A 22,558-nucleotide genomic window follows, 5' to 3' on the forward strand; every position below is an offset into this window, starting at 1 on the left:
CCTGCCTTAAGTTAGCACCATGGATACAACCCCTTCTGAAAGGCCGTCTCCGGCCATCATCAACGGATTGGCAGCCCATGGCAGACGACTTCACCTTCAGCATCACCACCACCCGCTTCGACGAGGACTACTCCCCGTCGGAAGACTCCCGGATCACCACGAATTTCGCCAACCTGGCACGGGGCGAGCACCGCCAGGAGAACCTCCGCAACGCCTTGACCATGATGCGGCGCCGCTTTAACGATCTCGCACACTGGGACAACCCCGACCGGGACCGCTACACGCTCGAGCTTGAGATCGTTTCCGTGCAGATTCAGTTTACTGCGAATGGTACGGATCAGCAGTTCCCCCTGTTCGAGGTTCTCGATATCCAGATCGTCGACCTGCTGAACGGGATGCGCCACCAAGGAATCGTCGGGAACAACTTCTCCTCCTACGTCCGTGACTTCGACTTCAGCGTCGTACTGCCGGCGGCAGCAGGGGACTCAGGCAAGCCCACCGTTCCCGAAGACTTCGGCGATCTTCACGGCAAGCTGTTCCAGCACTTCCTCGATTCCCCGGTAGGCCAGGAACGCTTTCCGCAACCGCCAGTGGTCTGCATCAGCGTCTCCACGAGCAAGACATACCGGCAAACCGGGAACCGCCACCCAGTCCTGGGCGTCGAGTACCAGCAGGACGATTACTCCCTGACGGACGCTTACTTCGGAAAAATGGGGCTGCAGGTCCGCTACTTCATGCCACGCGGCAGCGTTGCGCCGCTCGCCTTCTATTTCCGGGGCGACCTGCTCAACGACTACTCCAACCTGCAGCTCATCGGCACGATCAGCACTATGGAGACGTTCCAGAAGATCTACCGCCCGGAGGTCTACAATGCGAACTCCGCCGCCGCCGCCGTCTACCAGCCGAGCTTGGGCGAGCAGGATTACTCGCGGACCCAGATCGCTTACGACCGCGTCGAGCGCGGTCAGCTCGCGGTTACGCAGGCGAAGTACACGGAGGAGCACTTCATCACGCCCCACAAGGATCTGTTGGACCAGTGGACGGCCAACTACCCCGCTCTCGTCAACTGACCCACGGAGAATCGTCAATCATGAACACACTGTTGCCCACCACAGTCGTCGGTAGCCTGCCGAAACCATCGTGGCTCGCACAGCCGGAGACTCTTTGGTCCCCGTGGAAGCTGGAGGGAGATGCGCTGCTCGAGGGCAAGCAGGATGCGTTGCGCATCGCCATCCACGAGCAGAGCCGGCGCGGCATCGACATCGTCAGCGACGGCGAGCAAACCCGCCAGCACTTCGTCACGACCTTCATCGAGAATCTCAGCGGGGTCGACTTTGAACAGCGCAAGACCGTGCGCATCCGCGACCGCTACGACGCGAGCGTACCGACCGTTGTCGGACCAGTGCGCCGTGAGCGGCCGGTATTCGTCGAAGACGCAAAATTCCTTCGCGCAACCACCGACAAGCCGATCAAATGGACTCTTCCCGGTCCGATGACGATGGTGGACACGCTCTATGATGACCACTACAAGAGCCGCGAGAAGCTGGCCTGGGAGTTCGCCACGATCCTGAACCAGGAGGCGAAAGAACTCGAGGCGGCCGGCGTGGACATCATCCAGTTCGACGAGCCCGCGTTCAATGTCTTCCTCGATGAGGTCAAGGACTGGGGCGTGGCTACGCTCGAGAGAGCGGCAGAAGGACTGCGTGCGGACACCGCCGTCCATATCTGCTACGGCTACGGGATCAAGGCGAATACTGACTGGAAGGCAACGCTCGGCTCACAGTGGCGGCAGTACGAGGAATCCTTCCCACTGCTGCAAAGCTCCAGCATCGACATCATCTCGCTGGAATGCCAGAACTCCCACGTGCCCATGGACCTCATTGAGCTCCTCCGCGGCAAGAAAGTCATGCTCGGGGCAATCGACGTCGCAAGCGAGACCATCGAGACCCCGGAGGAGGTCGCCAACACCCTCCGTGCGGCCCTGCAGTTCGTCGATGCGGACAAGCTCCTCCCCAGCTCGAACTGCGGCATGGCACCGTTCCCCCGGGACGTCGCACTGGCCAAGCTGAGTGCTCTCAGCGCAGGGACGAACATCATTCGCGAGGAACTGGCCCGCTCCACCCCCAGGGTGTCATAGCGATGTTTCACGCCTACCCCGCAGAGACTTGGCTCGAGGCTCCCAAGCAAAGCTTCCCGTCCTCCCTCTCGGCTGACGAATTCAAGGCACTGTTCCGTGGGCACCCGGGAGGTGTCGCCGTCGTCACGGCGGATGCCGGCGAAGGACCGGTGGCCCTGACGGTATCGTCGGTCGTGTCAGTGAGTGCGGAACCTCCATTGCTGATTTTCTCGGTCTCGGCACTGTCCTCTGCGTCCGAAGTGCTTTCGCGCGCCGATACCGTCGTCGTGCACCTGCTGGACGCACACGACGTCGACCTGGCGAAGTTTGGAGCGACCCCTGGAGCCGACCGGTTTGACCAGACGCACCGCTGGTCGCCCCTTGCAACCGGCGAAGCGGTGTATGACGACGTCCGCGCCTGGGTGCGCTGCGCCGTCATCAATCGCATGGAGGTGGGGACCTCCACAATCATCGCCGTTCACGCCTTGGAGTCCCGCGTGATGCGTGACGTCCAGGCGGGCGAACCCGGCGACGCACTGGTCTACCACAACCGTTCATGGCACCGTCTGGGCGAGCATTCCAAGCTTGAAGGCTGAGCGCCCTAGCCGCCGGTGCAGATCCCCGGAGCGACGGCATCGCCGTAGTTGCCAGCCGGTCCGCCTAAAACCACCCATAAGCATGTCGGGGGGTCATAGAGACCATCCCTCACGATGAAAGATCCCTTAAACCATGACATCAGCCGTAGCCAGCCCAGGTACCAAAACCGCCTCTACCCTGCAAGAAAATGCGTCTCCGGAAAAGTTCCGACTGATGCTCATGATGGCCCTCACGCTCGTTACAGGTGTGGTTGACGCGGTCGGCTACCTTGCCCTTGACCGCGTCTTCACCGGAAACATGACCGGCAACGTGGTGATTCTTGCGATGGCGTTGGCCGGGGCGCCGAACCTGCCAACTTTGGGCCCACTGGTAGCACTTGGTGCCTTTCTCCTCGGCGCGGCGGTTGCCGGATTTACGCTCCAGTCAAGCCCGCAAGGCTGGAACCGCAGGGTCACGCTCCTCCTCACAGCGGGTTGTATCGCGTTGACGGGAACCGCCGCCGTCTCCCTCATCGTGGAAGACGTCGGACGGCAGTCCATTGGTGTCATTGTTGCCGCCGTTATCGCCATGCACATGGGCTCCCAGGCCCTGATTGCGCGGCATTTGGGCGTACGAGACATGACCACCGTGGTCATTACTTCCACCATGACTTCCCTAGCCGGGGAGTCACTTGTGGGCAAGCAACGGCCCCGGTTATTCAACCGACGGCTGGGCGCTGTCCTCGCTATGTTCGCCGGGGCCGCCATAGGAGCGATCCTGCTCCAGACACATTTCAGCGTCCCGATCGGCCTCGGCATCGCCGTCACCGCCGCGGTGACCGTCCTGGGAAGTCGCCGCTGGCATTGATGCGGTACATCCCGCCGGCTACACCGCACCAGATCGCGGACGATCGGGGAATCGATCACAGCTTCCCCGACATGTATCTAGGCGGCCTGGCGCCGAACGCTCGTTGTCAAAAGCGTTGTTCTTCGGTCAGGTCCCCTTCTGATACGACGCATCCAAAGCGGCCTCATGGACTGGATCAAAACCGGACTCAACACCGAAGCCGGGCGGTTGTCGGTGACGGTCGAAAACTGAGCCATTGTGACGGTTGAAAACTGAGCCACCTGTTTCAAACGATTGGGTGGGTGATCACAGTGGAGGATTGGGCGCTTATTCGGCGGTTGCATCTTGCCGAGGGTGAGTCGATGAGGTCGATAGCGGCGCGGCTGGGGATTTCCCGGAACACGGTCGCGAAAGCGGTCAGTTCAGACGGTCCGCCGGCGTATGTGCGGGCGCCGCAGGACTCTGGGATTAAGGCGGTCGAGCCGGCGATTCGTGCGCTTCTGCTGGAGAACCCTCGGATGCCGGCGACGGTGTTGGCGGAGCGGGTGGGCTGGTCAGGGTCCCAGGCGTGGTTTCGGGAGAATGTGGCCAGGATCCGGCCGGAGTATGCCCCGGCTGATCCTGCGGACCGGATCACCTATGACCCCGGGGACCAGGCGCAGTGCGATCTGTGGTTCCCGGAGGTGCGGATACCTGTCGGGGCGGACAAGGCCAGGGTGTTGCCGGTGCTGGTGATGGTGTCCTCACATTCAGGGTTCATCATGGCCAGGATGATCCCGTCACGGATGACCGGAGACCTGCTGGCCGGGATGTGGGAGCTGCTCGGATCCCTGGGTGCGGTTCCGCGGCGGCTGATTTGGGACAATGAAACCGGCATCGGGCGACGGAACAGCTACGCCGCAGGGGTGGCCGCGTTCGCCGGGGTCTTGGCCACCCGTATCGTGCAGGTCAAGCCGTACGACCCGGAAAGCAAGGGCGTGGTGGAGCGGGCCAACCAGTTCCTGGAGACGTCCTTCCTGCCGGGCCGGGCCTTCACCTTACCGGAGGACTTCAACAACCAGCTCGGCCAGTGGCTGCCGAAGGCCAACGCCCGGCTCGTCAGGCGGACCGGCGCCCGACGGGCAGACCTGCTCGCCGTGGACAAGGCGGCCATGCTGGCGCTGCCACCGGTTCCCCCCGTCACCGGCTTCACCGCCAGGGTCCGGCTCCCGCGGGACTACTACGTCCGGATGAGATCCAACGATTACTCCGTCCACCCGCAGGCCATCGGCCGGTTCGTCGACGTCACCGCAGACCTGGAAACGGTCAGGATCAGACTGGACGGCAGAACCGTCGGGACTCACACCCGGTCCTGGGCCACAAAGCAAACAATCAACGACCCTGGCCACGTTGAGGCGGCAGGGGCACTGCGGAAAGCCTTCCAGACACCCTCGCCAGTTAACGAAACACCCGGGCTGAGGGACCTCGCTGACTACGACCGGGCCTTCGGCGTCGTCCTGGATGACGGGCAGGTCGCCTGATGCCCGAGGCAAAGGAAACCACCGGGCAGATCGAGTACTACTCCCGGGCGAAGAAGGCACCCCGGATCCGGGAAGCCGCACCCCGGCTCGCCGACCAGGCCCGCGAAGGCGGCTGGACGCACGAGGAATACCTCGCCGCTGTCCTGTCCCGGGAAGTCGCAGCAAGGGAAGCCTCCGGCGCCGAAATCAGGGCCCGGGCCGCCGGGTTCCCGGCCAGGAAATCACTCGAGGACTTCAACTTCGACCACCAACCCGGCCTCAAACGCGACACCATCGCGCACCTGGCCACCGGCGTGTTCCTCACCGAAGCGTCCAACATCGTCCTGCTCGGACCACCCGGCACCGGCAAAACCCACCTCGCCACAGGCCTGGGCTTACGAGCCACCGACCTCGGACACCGGGTCCTCTTCGCCACCGCCATCGACTGGGTCGCCCGGCTTCAGGCCGCCCATCAGAATGGCCGGCTGCCCCAGGAACTGGTGAAGCTACGTCGCTAAGGACTGATCATCGTCGATGAAGTCGGCTACATCCCGTGCGAGCAGGACGCCGCGAACCTGTTCTTCCAACTGGTCTCATCCCGCTACGAGCATGCCTCGCTGATCCTGACCTCGAACCTCCCGTTTGCCCGCTGGGGCGACGTATTCGGAGACCAGGTCGTCGCATCAGCCATGATCGACCGCATCGTCCACCACGCCGAAGTCATCACCCTCAAAGGCTCCAGCTACCGCCTCAAACACACCCAAATCGACTCGCTGCCCTCGACAAGACCGGAAAATACGGCAGAATAACCACGTCAAAGTGGTTCACTTTTCAACCCACGAAATGGCTCACTTTTCGACCATCGCTGACAGCGGTCTTGGGTGCTGGCGAATCTACATCAATTCCGGTGAACTCATGCCTTAGTCCCTGCTGCCGCCGGAACGTGAGCTGTGCCTGGAATTCGGCATTGGCCGCTAACACCCGGGAACCGAAAAGTGGGCTGCTGCGCTTTGAATACGTTCGACTCTCTCAAGCTACCCACGTCACCAGTAGCACGATTACGGGCTACCTCGCCGTCGATGAATTGACAGGGGAAACCTCGCTTCTTCAACAGGCCGTCGACCGCTTTCCAGTGGTGAACCTGCTGGACCTTGGCATGGCGACAGCCATGGCCTGCTGGATCATTGAAAGCCTCCGAGAGGAACCTAACCGTTTCTTCGAGGTTCAACGTATTGCAGACGAGGCCAATATCCCCTCAACACTTGCCGAGGACTATGAGACTGCCAGGAAAAAGAAGCCTAAACCAAAACCATAACTGCCGAATGGTGTTGGCACTATGCCTTGGGGCGATGACGGCACGGCAGAACTGTCATGCAAAACGCGACCGCGTTGGGCACGCGCTTATACGACTCATGCAGAGTCACGTCAAGGTTTGTCAACACTCGAAAGCCAAAAAGCCACTGACCTGCGGAAACACTGTGCCCGAGGTGGGACTCGAACTGTCTTCCGGGTCTTGTAAACACTGGGAAGCCCAGGAAACATGCGGAAAACAGCCAAGGTCCAAGCCCAGTCCGACTCAGTCCGATACGAAAAGAGTGGACATTGTCCACACCTCCGAAACGCTCATCGCGAACTCACGCGGTGGTGAACAAGCGGGCGTCGAGCGGATCCTGGACTGCGTATTACGGACAAGACAAACACCGACGAGTTTTGCTGCCGGCGGCGGAATTTCTTGTTAAAAGGTCGTCAAGCGTGTTGCCTCAGCCTCGCTGCCGGTTACCCATTTCGGACCGAACGAAGACGATGCCGGAGTCTTGAAAAAATTGTCCAAGGCCGCCTCGACCGACTCCAAGTCATTGACCAACCGCAAAGGCATAAGGCCCTTCGCATTGCCCATAGGGACATCGACGGACTCATTCCTTGTTTGCCCGTCACGCACCAACACTGCCCATGACCCTTCATTTGCGGCGTCGATATTCCAATGGCAAACGAAGCCCGTTGGCACACCGCCAGCGACCTCGAAGCGCGCCGAGCCACGCTCTACTGCAAGCGTGCCCTTGGTCCGCCCGTCCATAGAACGCAGTGCCTCAGTGACAGCATTCCTCGCTTGAACCGCACTACCGTACTCCTTGCCGTCCACGAGCCAGTCCGACCTCTTATCGGGCTCGAAGCCTTGCTGACGGCTTGTACGCTCCTTATCACGGCGCTTTATTCCCTGTTTATTTGCGCGTTGCCAAGCCAGTCCCGCCTGAGTGCCCGATATAAATCCACCAAACCACGCAATCCCAACCGGGCCCAACACCAAACAGAGGACCAAGGAAAGCACTAAAGTCAGCACTGCCAGCCACCGCCAAGGCGGCGAAAAGCGAAGCAACCACACACCGACGGCAAGGCCTGCGAGTAATGCCCCAACTTCCTGCAGCACGTGCCCCTGAGGCCCCAGGATGATCACAACCACCGTCGAGGTCAGTAGCACACCGAAAAGAATCAACGCATCCCTAACCGAATGTCCCGTTTTCCTGCCCACAACCCTCATTCCTTATTAGCCCCGTTCCATTCACCATCCGAGTGCATTCTGTAAGCGATCTCCGCCGAACCCGACTCCGCCACCTGCAACGGCGCCACCCCACAGTCCAACCGTATTCCTTTGGGAGACGTTAAACATGCCATCCAAGGTCCGCGGCGCAAAGTAAGGCATCTGCCTCAGCGTGCTCACGCCGTTCTGACCGAAAGCCGGTATCGATCCCACCGGAAGTCCGGCACCGGCCGCCCCAAAGAGGCCTGTCACCCCAGCTTTCGCTGGATCCACCGTGTCCCCCGCAATAACGTTCTCCAGCATCGACCCCGTGCCCGCACCGATGCCACTGACCGCCATCGTGCCACCTTTGGCGAGCAGCCCCGTGGAAGACGATGACATCCCCCTGGCAAGGGAACCACCCGCAGGTCCGGCTAAACCTCCTACGGCACCGGCCAAGCCTCCGCCTGCAATCTTGCCAGCAAAATCCCAGCCATTCCTGATGCTCCACCCATTCTGATAAAGGTAGCCAACGCCGCCAGCACCCGCGCCAACAGCACCGTTGGCACCAGCGCTCACTCCCAGCGCTGCCGCTGCCTGTCCTGCTGGTGCACCCGCGAGCACGCTCTTAGTCCACAAGGCGGCACCGCCCCCTGCAGCACCGACCGCCGCACCGGCTGCAGTGTTGCCGAGAACAGACCACCAGTCCACAGATCCCGTCTGCGCTTTTTGGGACAGAGCGGAAAAGCCACCTGAGGTCAAAGCCCCGGCGATGGCTCCGGCAGCGATGATATTGAGTCCAGGGACGAACAAGGCCGCAATGCCGCCTGCCACGGCCAGTCCCCCGACGACGTATTCCCAATGGCTTCCCGCCGACTCGTCGTAGGCCTTCAGTTCCTCATCGGTGAGGGGACGCAAGCCCGTGGGGTCCGTAGCGTTGAGCGGATTGTTGCCGGCGTAGGAATACGGATTGCCGTCCCACCCCGCCCCCAGGACCGGGGCAAGGGGGTCAGTGGAGAGGAAGCCGCGGGCGGCGCGGTCGTAGGCGCGTGCTCCGAGCCACTCCAGGCCTGCGACGTCGACGCCGCCGTTGCCCGTCAAGCTGATACCGGTAGGCAGCATTACTGCCGCCCCCGAAACGGCACCTGCCGTTCCGTCGGAAGTCGGAAGGGCAGGCAGACCGATGACGGCCCATGGGTCGGTCTGGTCGGTGGGCCGGGCGGCGCGCCAGCCCGGGGCCATCCACACGTCTCCAACACCGGTGACACCACCGGGCACGGCAAGGACCTGCCCGCCACCCATGCCGGCCAGGGTTGGGAGGGCGTTGGCGGTATCCCACCACACTTCCACTCCATCAATGCGGGCGAGCTCGCCCAGGGCGTCCACCCACAGCCCATGTCGGGAAGTCTCGGCACCATCGGCGGCGCACTCGGTGGTGCCGCTGAGATACCCGGTCGGGCCCCAGACGTACTCGGTCCAGGACCCGTCCGGGCGGATGAGCCGCACCCGGCGGCCCAAACCATCATGGACATACTCCGTCCGGGATCCGTCAGCGTCGACGACCGCGAGAAGCTGCCCCGCGGCGTCGTACTCGTACTCCCTTGAACCGGCCGGGGTGCTTTCGCGCACCAGGCGCCCACCTGCGTCGTACTCCCACTCGAATCCGGCGGCGGCTCCGGAACCCTGCCGCCCTTCGCTCCCGGCTGTGGTCGCGGCCGAGACCATTTGCCCGGCCCCGTCGTACCTGTACCGGGTCACGACACCGGAGCGGGTCAGGCCCGTGATCCGGCCGTCCTCGTCCCGGCCGATCAACGTGACCTCGGCCCCGGAACGGTCACCGCCGTGGTCGCGGCTGTGTTCAGTGAGGGCGCCGTTACGGTATGCCCATTCCTGCAGCAGGTCCCCTGCGGTAGCGGAGGTGATCCGGCCAGCGGCGTCGTAGCTAAAGGACACGTTTCCGAGCAACGCGTTCCCGACAGCCGTGATCTGCCCCGCGGCATCGCGCGTATACGTGGTGGTGGTCCCGTGCGCGTCGGTGAAGCTGGTCCGGTTTCCGTCCGCGTCGTATTGCCAGGACAGGCCCTGGGCCCCACGGGTCCGTGATGTCAGCCGCCCGCACCGGTCAAAAACGAGTTCGTGTTCCACGGCCAGCCCGTCCAGCCGGGTGTAATCGGTGATGACCGCCCGTCGGCTGAGCACATCGCGGCTGATCGAAGAGATCAGCTTCCCATCCACCGTTGTGCTGGCTTCGCGGCCAGCAGCATCGTACGTCCACGTGGTGGTGTGCCCTTCCGGATCCGTCTGCGACAGCTGCCGCCCGGCCGGATCGTACCTGGCCGTAGTGACTCGACCCAGCGGGTCTGTCACGGAATCAACGAGGTCGGTGACCGTGTACGTCCGGGTGGTCACCCCGCCGTTCGGATCGGTGATCCTGACCAGCCGGCCCCGGTTGTCGTACTCGAACCGGGTCCGCCCACCCACTCCGTTGACCGACTCAACAAGTTCCCCGGCGACGTTGTATTTGAACCGTCGCGTGCCGTACCAAGTGTCCTGTGAGAAGGTGAGCCGACCGCACGGGTCGTACCCATAGCGGGAAAGCCCCTGCCCCGGGATACGTCGTGCAACCAGGCGCCCGCCGGCGTCGTACTCAAAGGTCTCCACCTCGCCGGTGGGCAGCGTCCGGGAACTGACGCGCTGGTCGGCATCGTATGTCAGCTCTGTGACCGCGCCGAGCGGGTCCGTGGTGCGCCAGGGCCGCCCGCAGCTGTCGTACTCGTACCGGGTGACGGCACCGCTGGGCGAGGTGATGGTGATGATCTTCCCGGCCATATCCCGGTCCACGACCGTCAGCCCGCCCTCACCGTCCACCAGCTCCACCGGGTTTCCGGCCGCGTCATAGGTGATTAGTTCGGCGGACCCGTCAGCGGCTTCCACTTTGGTGGGGCGGCCGAACTCGTCAAAGCGGATGGTGGCGGACCCGAAAGCCTCCGTCAGGGCGGCAGTTCGGGCCCTGCGATCCGAAGCAGCATCCGTCCGCACCCCGGTGGGGTCGATGACGGCGGCCAGGGCGCCAACTTTGTCGTATTCCCGGGTCCAGTCGTGCCCTGCCGGGTCAGTGATGCCCACCAGCCGGGAAAGCGCGTCATGCGTAAAACCCCAGGCAGCGCCGTCAGGCAGCACCGTACCGGTGACGTTCCCCAGCTCGTCAAAAACCCGCTCGATCGACCGGCCCAACGGGTCGATAGTACGGACCAGTTCACCGTTGGCGGCGTACTCAAGTTCCGTCCGGCCACCGTCCGGTGCCACGGACGCTGTGACCCGCCCCGCTGCGTCGTGTTCGAAGGTCCATACGGCCCCGTCCGGGTCCTCACGCCGGACCAGGAGCCCCGCTCCGTCATAGGTGAAATGCGTTTCTGCGCCCGACGGCGACACCGCCGTCACCGGCCGGCCGGCCTGGTCCCGGATGATCCGGGCAACGTCACCCGCGGCGTTGCGGGTGGCCACAAGGTCCCCGAAGGAGTCATATTCAAACCCGACCCGGACCCCCGCCGGGTCGGTGACCTGGATCAGTTGGCCATCCTGCCACTCCAGCTCGGTGCGCCCGCCCAAGGGATCCAGGATCACGGCAGGGTCGCGGGAAAGCTCATCGGCGTACTCATAGGACACCACGGCGCCGGAGGCGGTCACCAGCGTGGTGATCCGGTCCTGGTCGTCCCAGCCGTAGGTCAGGTCCGCGCCTTCGGGCGTCACGGTCCGAATTCTGCGGCCCCGACCGTCATACGCGTGCAGGGTGACCGCGCCGTCCCGTTCAGTTAAGGACACCAGGTTTCCGTGCGCGTCGTAGGCCATCGACTGGCGCTGGTCCTGGGAATCCAACACTCCCACCAGGCGGCCCTTCGCGTCTGCGATCCACGAGTTGGAGCGGGTACCGTCCTCGTCCGAGACCACCGTGACCCGGCCCGGCAGGTACGCGAACCGGACGCGGCGGCCGTGCTGGGTCACCTGCAGGACCACCCGGCCGGACGCGTCATAGGTGTTTTCCGCCTCGAGGACGCCGGCGGAGGAGTACACGGCGTCGATCAGGCCCGCATCGTTCCACCGGTACGTCCTGGTCCCCAGTTCGGTGGTCACGCTCACCAGACGGCCCGCGGCGTCATATCCGTATTCGATGCGCCGGCCATCCGAGGCACGCACGACGGCGGCACGTCCGGCTGCGTAGTCGACCTCGAGGAAGCGGCCCCGCACGTGTTCAATCCTGCCCACCAAACCGGCCGTGACGCCGTCGGGCGTTTCTTCCCGCAGGGCCGAAACGGTCCGTCCCGGCGCCGATCCCGTGCCGAGCCATACGCCTGAGGGGCTGAACGCCCACCACGCCCCTTGGTTGTCGCGGACCACGAGGAGCTCCGCCGTGCCCACAGGAAGGGAACTCAACTCCTGGAAAACGGCGTGGGTGGCAGGCTCGCTGGCAAGCCAGTAGGTCTCCCCCACAGCCCGGCTCCAGCCGGCGCCTTCACGCGGGAAATCCACCGCCCGGCCATCCGCCATCACCCACCGGCAGCCCTCGTCCGAAAGCATCAGCGACTGGTCCAGGACGGAGGCCCAGCCCGGACCGAACACGCCCTCGCTTTCCAGGCCCGAACCCAGGGAGTTGTACATGCGCGACAGCACCAGGTTCGAGGAAGCGCCGGCGAACGCCAAATCGGACTCGGGTTCGATGAAGTTTCCCGTCGCGGTGTTCACGGGGTCGTTCGCATATCCGCTGGTAGGCATCGCGCCGGCAGCAGTGGGTGGATCAATAACAAGTGAGGACCGCGTGGCACTGACCCCTGCCGCGGCCAGCGCAGCGTTCACAGCGGCGTCCGAGACGCTGGAGACGGCACCCTCACCCCCAGCGGCTGCGAAGGCATCCGCTACCGTCACGGCCCAGACGGCGTCGTTTTCATTGGCCTGCAAATACCGCCGGTAAGCACTGATCACGCCGGACGCGTCGATGGAACCCCAATAGCAGGAGGACGCGAACGAGGACATTTGCCCGTCCAGGGAGCCCGGTTCCGCTGCCAGGCTGTCGTCCAAGCCGCGTGAACCCGCCGCGAAGGAGCGCAGGTCGGCCGGCCGGGCCGAGGAAGTCCCCCCTCCGTACCCGCCACCGGGCGCCGGGTTCTCCCGGGAACCCAGGCTCGGGGACGGCGAAGCGAAGGTCGGGGCGGGGCCGGGCTCTGCGTTGGGCCGCTCTGCCTCGCCAAAGAACCAGTCCCTGACCTGTTCAAATCCGTTCCGGTCGTTGTGCTCGCGGACCCATTCGTTGTTCCGCCGGCGCCGGTTGTCTTCCTCGTGCGCGGCCTCGATCATCTGCCCCACGTAGCCTGCAACGGTCCGCATGGCCGACGCCAGAGCCTCGGCGTCCCCGGCTGCCGTCGCGGCGTTCGCGGCAAACAGTTCCGAAAAATGGCCCCTGAAGTCCGCCTTCGCCGTTGACACATAGGAAGCCCGGGATCCTGCCTGCCCCTCAACCCGCGAGGCCGCGGATACGAACGCCGACTGCACCGCCTCAGCCACGGCGTAGCTAAACCGCCCGCCATTGGAAGCATCCGACGCCGGCAACAGCGGCACCTCAACGAATTCGGTCACAACTAACGCCCCCCACTGAGCAACAACACGACACGACAAACGGATACAACGAAACCGAACCCGCCCGGGACAAAACCACCGGACAGCGGGAACGGTCCCTGCGCAGAAACCCGGACCAGGACGGCCCGGGTCTTGACCCATCAGAAATTGACCGCCGCGACAGCCGGGCGGGTGCCCCGTGGTTGGAACTCCCGTCCGGCGGTCACACCGGGAAGTACAGGCTAGGCGCCGCCGCCAGCGGAGAAGATGTCCTGGGAGATCTTCTCCAACTGCCCGCGCAACTGCTCCAGCTCTTCCTTCGCCTTATCCAAGGCTGCCTTCGTCTCGGGCCAGGTGGACCCCCGGAACTGTGCGGCCAGCGGACCATCCCAGACGTTCGGGTCAGACAGAACCCGGCCCTGCGCGTCCAGCGCGGAGATCTGGTCCGTGAAACCGCCGTTGATGATCGACTGGACCTGCCCAATGGCAGCCTTCGCTTGCTCTGTTGACAACACACGCGACATAAAAATTTTCCTCCCCAAAAGAATTCAACCAGGACATCGCCGGACACATGGCCGGCCGGCGACCAGACAGCCCTGACGCTACCAATTCCGGACAATAAATCCAACAAAAAGAGTAACTGTTGTTGCTGCTCATTGCGGATTTTGCGCATCGGACGGCCGGCGGAACCTAGATTAGTCCATTCGCCAGCGCAACCCCGTATATCCTTCTCTAGGCACCGTGAACGATTGAGGGGACAATCATGGCCAGAAGGACCAATACTGATCAGCGGGCGGGCGGCCGGCGCACGGCGCCGGGACGGGCATTAGGGGCCCTGCTCATCACGTTGGGGTTGATCGCCGCGGTTGCCTGCACTCCGCCTCCCGAACCGGAGCCGGTGGCCAACCCGGTCAAGCTCCTCCAAAGCGTCCGCGTGGGGCTTTCCGCGGCCGCCGGGGTGCAAACGATTGAGGGCACGACTATTTCCGTATCCGCGTCCGGCGATTCGTCCGCTGCCGACACGAAGTACAACGCCGCCGACGTTGTGGGTGAATTGCCGGTCCGCGTAAGCCTGCAGTACCGGGCGGGCGAGAAGTCCGGCGCCGACCTTTCCGATCTGCAGGGCCACACCGGTCCTCTGGAAATCAACCTGACGCTGGAAAACCTGACGGTCAAGCCACAGGCCGTCGAGTACGACGCGGCGGGCCAGGCCCGCTCCGAAACGGCCCTGGTCGGGGCGCCGCTGACCATCGCGGCGGCGACGAAGCTCGCCGGTGTGAGGGCCGATGACGTCACGGCAGGGTCCGCCGACGGCGCATCAGGCACCAACGGCGTGCTGAGCAGCACCAGCGACGGCGCCACCGTGGTGCAGTGGGCCACCGTCCTGGCTCCGCCACGGTCCGGCGCCAGCACCACCCTGCGGCTGGTCGCCGATGTCCAGGACTTCCAGGTCCCCACCTTTGACGTGGCTGTCCAGCCGGGCCTCAACGCCGATCTCAGCGCAGACGGCGTCCTTGCCGGGGCTTTCTCTTCCGGGACCGGCTCCGAACTGGAACTGCAGCGCCGCACCATCGCGCTGGTGTCAGACGTCAACACCGTTTTGACCAAGGCCGGCTCCACCATCACCGATGTGCGGCGGAACCTGCAGGTAACCTCCCAGACCCTGGGCGCCAAAACCGCCGGCGAATTGAGCTCCAGCTCCAAGGCCCTGGCCGGCACCATGGTGGACCTCAAGGAACAGTTGCAGCGGCTCGGCACCGACCTGGAGTCGGCCACCCAGTCAACGCAGTCCACGACCACCTCGCAGCTGAAGGTCACGGTTTCGGCCGTCGATGCGATGCTGGGCGATACCTCGGCAGTACCCGCGGCCACCCCCATCGAGGGAGAAGGCTGTTCCGCCGAAGTGCCGAAGTCCGGTCCGTCAGCCACTGTGTACTCCAGCATCCAGACCATGGCCTCCCAGCTGGACGCCTATGCGAAGGTCAGCGCGGACTGCCGCGATCTGGTGGCGGGCGCCATCAAGGCCACCATGGGCCCCGAAAAGCCCACCCTTGAAGAATGTGCAGAGCAGGGTTCCATGACATGCTCGCTGTACGGATCGGCCGTTACCGTCACCGGAGCCATGCTTGGCCTGGTCCTCAAGGGCGATCAACTGGTGGCGGACCTGCAGCCGCAGCTGGTGGAAAACGCCATCAGGGACCACGCCGCATCCGCGGCAAGGCTGGAGAAGGTGCGCGCTGACTTTGCGGCGGTTTTGGAAGGTGCCAAAACCCCCGAGGACTACAAGACAGCCCTCAAAGCCGTGGATGCGGCCCTGAAGTCTGCACGCAACTCAGTCACAGCCACCAGGGAAGCGACTGCTTCAACCCGCAGCACGGTCGATGGCCTCCGCCAGAAACTGGTGGGCATTGCCAAGACGGCACGGGACGCCCGGAGCGAATATACGGACGGACTGCTTCTTGACGGCTCCATGACCAGTCAAACCCAGCAACTGGCAGACGAACTGTGCGACTTGGCTGACGGCGACCTGCCCCGAGGAGGCCGGCTTTCCGCCGCGCAGGCTGAACAGCTTCGCTCATACCTGACATCGGTTCCCTGTGCCTCAGCGGATGACGGCACGAAACAGCCGGGCACTGTAAAGCTGCCCAACGGCTTCAAGGAACCGCTGGACGCCAGGCTGCAGGCCCAGGCGGCCGCCTGGGACGAGGTACTGACGGCTACGGACACCAGCGCGCAGGACCAAGCGATCGGCCAGGCCTTCACTGCACTGGAGGAAGCCGCTGACCGCACGGACGCCAGACTGGACGCTGTTGAAGCAGCCGTAAAGACGCTCGACGGCGCCGCCACCTCAGGCGTCGACGGGACCAAAAAGGGCCTCCTGAACCTCTACGGAGCCTTCATCGACGCCGTCGATTCCTCTGCGCAAATAGGCACGTCGCTCACCAAGCTGAAAGAACAGCAAGACGAACTTGGCGCGAAGATCAAAGACTCGCTCCGCGAAGTTTCCGCTGAAACCGCGGCCGAAGTTTACAAATCCGTGGATCAGCAGGTGCGCAAGGTTGCCGAAATCGGCGATGCCGGTTCCAAGTCCGTGATCACGGCCTTCAACCGCTCCATTGCCGGCCTGAAAACCACCTCCGATGAAGTGGTCCAGGACGCCGGGGCGACCGTGGACAAGCAGCGCGGCGAACTGCTCGAGCGGGAGGAAACACTGGCCGCATCCCTGGCCAAAGGGACAGAAGCCTCGCTGGAAAGCATCGCCACCAGCACCTCCCGCTCAACACGCGACGTCGAAGGCGCCAGTGCACTCCTGTCCTCCAGCCTCAACAAGGTGATGCTGGACCTCGGTGACCGCTCGGTGAACGGGTCAGGGCTGCTGGGCTCCATGGCCACCAGCGCCGCCAAGGCCGACACCGCGGACTATCAACTGGCCCTCGCCTCGCAAAACGCCGAAGGGTACGCCAACATCCGCTCCCGTGACGTAGCCGGTCTCCTGCTCCGCCAGGCGCAGTTCAAGGCCTCCCTCACCGCCGCGGACCAGCTGCCGCCGTTCCACCTGGAAGTTCCCGCCGGTGCCACGTCCCAGACCCTTTACACCCTGAAGATCGGCGGCACCGCATGAGTTCGCGCAACAGGCTCATCACCCTCATTGCCGCCGGCACCGCAGCAGTCCTCATGGCCGCAGTTGCCCTGGCTGCGGTGCTGAACCAGCCCAAGGAAGCTGCCCGGCCCGACACTGTAGCCGCGACGGTTCCCGTTGCCCTTCGGGCCGATGGACTGGCCAAGGACGTCTCCGTGGGCGTCATCCTGACACTGGGCCAATCCGGCGAGCCCGGATCGGAGTACAACCGGGCAGCCCAGGGTGCTGTCGTAGCCGCCCAGCGTTTCGCCCAGGGCGGCACCCCGGTGTCCCTCAGGACCGAGAATGACAAGGGTACGGAGGACGGCGCCCGCGCCGCTGTCCGGGCGTTGTCCGGGCACGGCGTGTCCGGCGTCGTCATCACCAGCACGGGCCCCCAGGCGCAGGCTGCGGCGCAAACTGCTGCGGAACTGGGGCTGCCGGCAATCCTCCCGTACAGCGAACCGGCAACCGCAGCCCCGGCCGTGTGGACCACCGGTCCCACGGCCGCGGCGGTAGACACCGCTCTTCAGACTGCCCTGGCGGGAAAGGCCAGGGTACTGCTTGTTGAAGACGGCGCCACTGCCCCGGCATCTGTTCCGCGCGTCCAAACGCTCAGCCTCGGCAACTTTGCCGATGTGCTGGCGATGGCGCAGGAAGCCGCCATTCAGACCGGAGACCAGGTGCGGCCGCTGGCTGACGGCGCCCCCGACGGCGCCGAACCCAACAGGATCGCTGAGCCTGCAGACGCTGTGGTGGTCACCGCCGCGACCCCGCAGCGGTTGGCCCGCATTGTCCAGGCCCTGCAGTCCCGCGACGTCTCCGTCCCGTTGATACTTCCCGCCGGCGCCGCGTCACCGCAGTTCGCCACCACGCTCGCAGAGCTTGACGGCACGGCCTCGGGGCAGCTGGTCACGGTCGCTCCGGCCGGTGGCGACGCGACCGCGCTGCAGCAGGATGCGCAGGGACGCGGAATGTCAGCATTCCTTTCCGCCGTACGCCTGGCAGCCGGGGATACGGGAGTGCTGAACCTCGTGGGTGATGCCTCCTTCGCAGCCGATGCCTGGGCGGCGGATCCCCGCAGCCATGACGCCGTCGTCGCCTTGACCCGGGCGGCAGCGCTGGCCCGAAGCAACGAGCCCGGAAAGGTGGGCGCGGCACTGGGAACCATGTCCTTTGGTCCCGGTGAAGGCCTGGCCGGGCCGGCGCTCGATTTCTCCCGGCCGGCAGCGCTCACCGCACCTGCCGTTCCCGCCTATGCCTCGGCACAGGACCTGGGGCTGCGCCCGGCAGACACCAACGCGCCGCGCCTTGTCTGGGTACCAGCGCCCGCCGGTTCCTGACCCGACTTACCGGCCCCGCCCCGGTGCGGACCGGCACCACTTCACCACGGAAGGACCGCCCCGATGCGCGTGCTGATAAATCTGGACGAACGCCGCTTTGAGTGCGAGGTGGCCCGTGCTGCAGCGGCCACCACGCTGTCAGATCTGGTGGCTGCCGCTGGCGGACCGCAACTGGCCGCTGACGAGGCGGTGTTCGTCAACGAGGCGGAAGTGCGTGGTTCCACGCCTGTTGCGGAGCTCGTCCTCCTCGAAGGCAGCCGCATCTCCCGCCGGCCCTGGCAGTCGCCGCACCGCGTGCAGGACTGGACCGTGACACTCGCGGGCGGCCAGCGCGCCGGGGGTGTGGTGGCCGTTCCCCAAGGACGTGACATGCTGATCGGCCGTTCGCCGCAGGCCGACCTGACGTTGCCCACCGAGAGCGCTTCCTGGGACCACTGCCGGCTGCGCCGCGAGGATGGCGGGGTGCGCGTGAAAGATGGCGGATCGACCAACGGCACCCTGGTGAACGGTGAACGCGTGGACGAAGACGGCGTCCTGGTCACCGGAACCGCCACAATCACGGCCGGCGGCAGCGTGCTCCTGGTCCGGCCGGGACTGGAAGAGAACCCGGCTCCGGCTCCGGGCAGCCTGCACAACCTCACACCCGCGGCGACAGCGCCGTTCAACCGGCCACCCCGCCCCGGCCGCGCACCCGCCGGGGACCCCTTGGTCCCGCCGAGCAGGAAGGACGTGCCGCCGGCCGGGAAGTTCAGCGTCATCACGGTACTGGCTCCCCTGGTGATGGCAGTAGGGATGGTCCTGATCCTGCGGGACATGCGGTTTGCCATGTTCGCCATGCTGAGTCCCGTGATGGCGGTAGGCATGTGGTTTGAGCAGAAGCGCCGGCATGCCCGCGGCCTGAAGGAAGAGGACGAACGGTTCGCGGCCGCCCTGGAGGAATTCGAAGAGCAGGTCCGCATCGCGGCTGCAGCGGAAACCGCCCGCCGGCACACGATGATTCCTGATCCCGCCACGGTGGTGCGTCGCCCCGCCCTGCCCACCACGTCCTTGTGGCAGCGCCGCGCGGACGCCGACGATTTCCTGGCCCTCCACGCCGGGACCGGCGACGTCCCCTGGAGGCCGGAGCTGGATCGTTCGGCCAGCACCAGACTCGACGCCGAGGTGAAGGCTTCCCTGGATGCGGCCCGCCTGCAGGCAGCACCGGTGCTCGTGGACCTGACCGACGCCGGGGTGGTGGGCATGGTGGGCCCCCGCGAGGGCACCCTGGCGCTTGCCAGGTCACTGGTTGCACAGGCCGCAGTCCACGTGGGCCCCGCAGACCTCACCATCGGCGTCTTTTGCGACGCCGGCCGCGCCGATCAGTGGGAATGGGCATCCTGGCTGCCACATACGCGCCAAGCGGGCAGCAGCACCGGGGAACGCTGGATGTCTGCCCAGCGCGAGACAGGCGTGGCCATGCTGCGCGCGCTCAAGGACAGCGTGGATGAACTGCCCACCCCCGCATTGTTGGTGGTACTGGATTCCGAGGTGCTCACCGAGGGTCGCGACGCTCCCGCCCGTGCACTGCTGGGCATGGGCCGCTCCACCCCCGGCGGCTACGTCAACCCGCAGCAGCGGCCCTCCCGGGTGGCAGGCATCGTCATCGCGACCTCCGAAGAACAGCTGCCCGCCTCCTGCACCACGATCATCAGGGTAGGGTCAGACGCCGCGGCAACCGTGGAGCAGCCAGAGGACCTGACTCGGGTGGAGGACGTCATCCTTGCCGGCCTTGATCAGGAGGAGGCCTTGAACTGCGCGATGCGGGTGGCGCACTTCGACGATCCCGAACTGAGCGTCCCCGGGGCGTCCCTGCCCCCGTTGGTTCGGCTTCCGGCGCTGCTGGACTATGACCGCCCGGACGCGGCCGCCATCAGGCGCATGTGGCAGGCCAACACGGGAATCTCGACGCCGATCGGCACCGGGGAGAACGGGACCCTCACCTTGGACCTAGTGAAGGACGGCCCGCACGGCCTGGTTGGCGGAACAACAGGTTCCGGCAAATCGGAATTCCTCCGCTCGCTCGTAGCAGGCCTGGCAGCACGCAACGATCCCACCCGGCTGAACTTCATCCTGGTGGACTTCAAGGGCGGCGCAGCGTTCAAAGCATGCGAACAGTTGCCGCATACCATCGGCACCATCTCAAACCTCGATGAACAGCTCGCCGACCGCGCCCTCCGTGCCCTGGAAGCCGAAATGGAACGCCGCCAGCGCGTCTTTGCTGCCGCCGGTGAAGGCGTCGACAACCTCTCCGCCTACCTTGCCACCAACCCCACAGAACCCATGCCGCGGCTGCTGCTGGTCATCGATGAATTCGCCATGCTGGCCAAGGACTTCCCGGACGTCCTCAAGGCCCTGGTCAGCGTGGGGGCCGTGGGACGTACCTTGGGAGTGCACATGATCCTGGCAACGCAGCGGCCCGCAGGAGTGGTCAGCGACGACATTTTGGCCAACACCAACCTCCGGGTGGCCCTGCGGGTACAAAGCCGCGAGGACTCCAATAACGTGATCGGTGTGCCTGCCGCTTCGGCGATCGGCCGCGCCCAGATGGGCCGCGCCTTCGTGAAACTGGGCCAGGACGACATCACCCCTGTCCAAACCGCCCTGGTGACAGGGCAGGCGCTGGTAGGTGACGGTCCGGCAGTGGACGTGCGCGAGGTCCGCCAGTTCGGTGTTCCCGTCCCACCCGCTGCGCCGGCACGCCCTGCCTCCGCTGACGAAAACGACTTGGACCTCCTGATCGATGCAGTGGTCCAGGCCAACGCCGAAGCCGGTTACGCGCCGCCGCGGCAGGTCTGGCCGGAAGCGCTGGGCGAACGAGTGGAACTGGCGGGCTTCCTGGCCCAGCCGCAGGCCGCTTTCCATGATCCGGTGGCCGCCGGGCCGGCGCCGCTGCCCCTGGCGGCACCCCTGCCGCAGGTGGGAGCAGTGGACGGTGACACGGTCCTGGTGACTGTCGTGGACGAACCGGACCTGCAGCGCCAGTCCGCCTCCGGCTGGGACATGACCGTGGGCAACCTGATGCTCATGGGCGTCGCCGGTTCCGGGACCAGCACCACGTTGGCCTCGATAGCGCTGGCCCTGGCCAAGGACACCGACCCGGCGGAGCTCGACCTGATGATCCTGGACATGGGGTCCCGTGACCTTGAGGCCCTGAAGGACCTGCCGCACACGGTGGCCTACGTGGGAACCGGCGCGGGCGCCAAAGAGCAGCAGGCACGCTTCCTCCGGCACCTTAACACTGAGCTGGAAAACCGGCGCGCGGCACCGGACACACGCCGGCGCACCGTGGTCCTGCTGGACGGGCTGGCCTCACTGCGGGACGAGTTCCAGGACTTCGAGGGCCAGCAGCTGCTGGCCCAGCTGTACCGCGCCTACGCGGACGGACCGGCCCTGGGCCTGTCCTTCGCAGTCTCCACCACCCGGGCGAAGGCGGTTCCCTCGGCCATGAACGAGGTGACACTGCAAAAATGGCTCTTCCGCCTGGCCGACACCTACGACTACTCCTCGCTCGGCGTCCGCGGCAAAGACATCCCCGCGCAGCTCCCCGGACGCTGCGTAGACCCCCGCAATTCCCTGCAGATGCACGTGGCAACTCCCGGCGTCGGGATCGCGGCCGCCGTGGCGCAGGTGCGCCGGTCCTGGGCGCAGGCACCGGCCAAGGCAGCGGCCATCAGGCGCCTGCCGACCAGTGTCACCCTGCAGGAGCTGGCGGTTCCGGCACGGCTGGACGCGGAACCGTGGCTCGTGCCGGTGGGCCTGCAGGAAGCTGACCTCTCCCCCGCGTTCCTGGAGATCTACGAGGGCGAGCACGCGCTGGTTGCCGGGCCTGCGCGGTCCGGCAAATCCACCCTGCTGCTGGCCATGGCACAGGCCTTGCACGGTGCCCCAACGTCCCGCGGTCCCGCACAGGTGTGGGCCATCTGCGACCGCCGGTCACCCCTTGCGCTCGACGGCACTGGCCTGGACCGCGTGGCCGTAGGCGCCGATAAGGTGCCGGCCCTGCTGGCGTCACTGCGGCTGGAGCGTGGCACGGTGTTCCTCCTGATCGACGACGCCGAACGGTTCGAGGACGGCGACCAGGCCATTTCCGGTGTGGTTGCGTCCGGCCAGCCGGGGTTGTGCATCATTGCCTCCGGGCGGGCGGCCGATCTCCGCGGGCTGTACAGCCACTGGTCCAAAACGGTGCGGAAGTCCCGCCTGGGCGTCCTGCTGCAGCCGGATGTCAACTACGACGGCGAACTTCTCGGGACAGTGCTGCCGCGAAAGTCTCCGGTGGCATTGACGGCCGGGCGCGGCTACCTCAGCGTGGGCGGCCAAACAGCACTGATCCAGTCGATGGGTCCGGCACACGCAACAAGTGCGGCGGTGCAGCCGCAATGACGAGCATGACAGGGTGGC

General features: G+C 65.3%; 12 protein-coding genes and 1 pseudogene. 10 read left to right on the plus strand and 3 right to left on the minus strand.

What is annotated here, in order from left to right; genetic code table 11:
- The first annotated feature begins 77 nt into the window (after nucleotides 1-77).
- From AC5RTT_RS08020 to AC5RTT_RS08050, 7 genes and pseudogenes are all read left to right on the plus strand, one after another.
- Nucleotides 78-1,070 carry a DUF1852 domain-containing protein gene (locus tag AC5RTT_RS08020; RefSeq protein ID WP_494144740.1) on the plus strand — a complete coding sequence of 331 codons (993 nt, stop codon included), beginning with the start codon at nucleotides 78-80 and terminating at the stop codon, nucleotides 1,068-1,070.
- A gap of 20 nt (nucleotides 1,071-1,090) precedes the next feature.
- Nucleotides 1,091-2,137, plus strand: coding sequence for a methionine synthase (locus AC5RTT_RS08025; RefSeq protein WP_494144741.1), 1,047 nt, complete (start codon nucleotides 1,091-1,093; stop codon nucleotides 2,135-2,137).
- A gap of 2 nt (nucleotides 2,138-2,139) precedes the next feature.
- Complete coding sequence (locus AC5RTT_RS08030) at nucleotides 2,140-2,712, plus strand: flavin reductase family protein (RefSeq protein WP_321216037.1); 573 nt, start codon at nucleotides 2,140-2,142, stop codon at nucleotides 2,710-2,712.
- 214 nt (nucleotides 2,713-2,926) lie between these two features.
- Complete coding sequence (locus tag AC5RTT_RS08035; RefSeq protein WP_494144742.1) at nucleotides 2,927-3,559, plus strand: YoaK family protein; 633 nt, start codon at nucleotides 2,927-2,929, stop codon at nucleotides 3,557-3,559.
- A 281-nt stretch (nucleotides 3,560-3,840) separates the two neighbouring features.
- Nucleotides 3,841-5,058, plus strand: a complete 1,218-nt coding sequence (gene istA, locus AC5RTT_RS08040; protein ID WP_494144743.1) for an IS21 family transposase — start codon at nucleotides 3,841-3,843, stop codon at nucleotides 5,056-5,058.
- Nucleotides 5,058-5,846: pseudogene (gene istB / locus AC5RTT_RS08045) on the plus strand (IS21-like element helper ATPase IstB). Before istA ends, istB begins: the two are co-directional and overlap by 1 nt.
- A gap of 158 nt (nucleotides 5,847-6,004) precedes the next feature.
- Entirely contained in the window at nucleotides 6,005-6,352 is a 348-nt protein-coding gene (locus AC5RTT_RS08050; RefSeq protein WP_494144744.1) for a hypothetical protein, read from the plus strand.
- A gap of 420 nt (nucleotides 6,353-6,772) precedes the next feature.
- Here the strand turns inward: AC5RTT_RS08050 and AC5RTT_RS08055 are convergent, their stop codons facing one another.
- The 3 genes from AC5RTT_RS08055 to AC5RTT_RS08065 all read right to left on the minus strand — a co-directional run bounded on the left by AC5RTT_RS08055 (nucleotide 6,773) and on the right by AC5RTT_RS08065 (nucleotide 13,683).
- Nucleotides 6,773-7,564 (minus strand): hypothetical protein, encoded by a 792-nt coding sequence (locus tag AC5RTT_RS08055; RefSeq protein WP_494144745.1) that lies wholly within the window; start codon nucleotides 7,562-7,564, stop codon nucleotides 6,773-6,775.
- 30 nt (nucleotides 7,565-7,594) lie between these two features.
- Nucleotides 7,595-13,180 (minus strand): DUF6531 domain-containing protein, encoded by a 5,586-nt coding sequence (locus AC5RTT_RS08060; RefSeq protein ID WP_494144746.1) that lies wholly within the window; start codon nucleotides 13,178-13,180, stop codon nucleotides 7,595-7,597.
- A 221-nt stretch (nucleotides 13,181-13,401) separates the two neighbouring features.
- Entirely contained in the window at nucleotides 13,402-13,683 is a 282-nt protein-coding gene (locus AC5RTT_RS08065) for a pyrophosphorylase (protein ID WP_406632433.1), read from the minus strand.
- A 239-nt stretch (nucleotides 13,684-13,922) separates the two neighbouring features.
- Here AC5RTT_RS08065 and AC5RTT_RS08070 point away from each other — a divergent pair, with 239 nt between their 5' ends.
- The 3 genes from AC5RTT_RS08070 to AC5RTT_RS08080 all read left to right on the plus strand — a co-directional run bounded on the left by AC5RTT_RS08070 (nucleotide 13,923) and on the right by AC5RTT_RS08080 (nucleotide 22,540).
- Nucleotides 13,923-16,781, plus strand: coding sequence for a hypothetical protein (locus tag AC5RTT_RS08070; RefSeq protein WP_494144747.1), 2,859 nt, complete (start codon nucleotides 13,923-13,925; stop codon nucleotides 16,779-16,781).
- Nucleotides 16,778-18,121, plus strand: a complete 1,344-nt coding sequence (locus tag AC5RTT_RS08075) for a type 1 periplasmic-binding domain-containing protein (RefSeq protein WP_494144748.1) — start codon at nucleotides 16,778-16,780, stop codon at nucleotides 18,119-18,121. Before AC5RTT_RS08070 ends, AC5RTT_RS08075 begins: the two co-directional genes overlap by 4 nt.
- A gap of 63 nt (nucleotides 18,122-18,184) precedes the next feature.
- Nucleotides 18,185-22,540 carry a type VII secretion EssC family protein gene (locus AC5RTT_RS08080; RefSeq protein ID WP_494144749.1) on the plus strand — a complete coding sequence of 1,452 codons (4,356 nt, stop codon included), beginning with the start codon at nucleotides 18,185-18,187 and terminating at the stop codon, nucleotides 22,538-22,540.
- Nucleotides 22,541-22,558 lie beyond the last annotated feature (18 nt).

It is taken from the genome of Arthrobacter sp. Y3221157, assembly GCF_059089865.1.

Coding starts and splice junctions, on each gene's coding strand:
- AC5RTT_RS08020 (WP_494144740.1), top strand. CDS start 78: ATGGCAGACGACTTCACCTTCAGCATCACCACCACCCGCTTCGACGAG.
- AC5RTT_RS08065 (WP_406632433.1), bottom strand. CDS start 13,683: ATGTCGCGTGTGTTGTCAACAGAGCAAGCGAAGGCTGCCATTGGGCAG.
- AC5RTT_RS08075 (WP_494144748.1), top strand. CDS start 16,778: ATGAGTTCGCGCAACAGGCTCATCACCCTCATTGCCGCCGGCACCGCA.
- AC5RTT_RS08080 (WP_494144749.1), top strand. CDS start 18,185: ATGCGCGTGCTGATAAATCTGGACGAACGCCGCTTTGAGTGCGAGGTG.
- AC5RTT_RS08070 (WP_494144747.1), top strand. CDS start 13,923: ATGGCCAGAAGGACCAATACTGATCAGCGGGCGGGCGGCCGGCGCACG.
- AC5RTT_RS08030 (WP_321216037.1), top strand. CDS start 2,140: ATGTTTCACGCCTACCCCGCAGAGACTTGGCTCGAGGCTCCCAAGCAA.
- AC5RTT_RS08035 (WP_494144742.1), top strand. CDS start 2,927: ATGCTCATGATGGCCCTCACGCTCGTTACAGGTGTGGTTGACGCGGTC.
- AC5RTT_RS08025 (WP_494144741.1), top strand. CDS start 1,091: ATGAACACACTGTTGCCCACCACAGTCGTCGGTAGCCTGCCGAAACCA.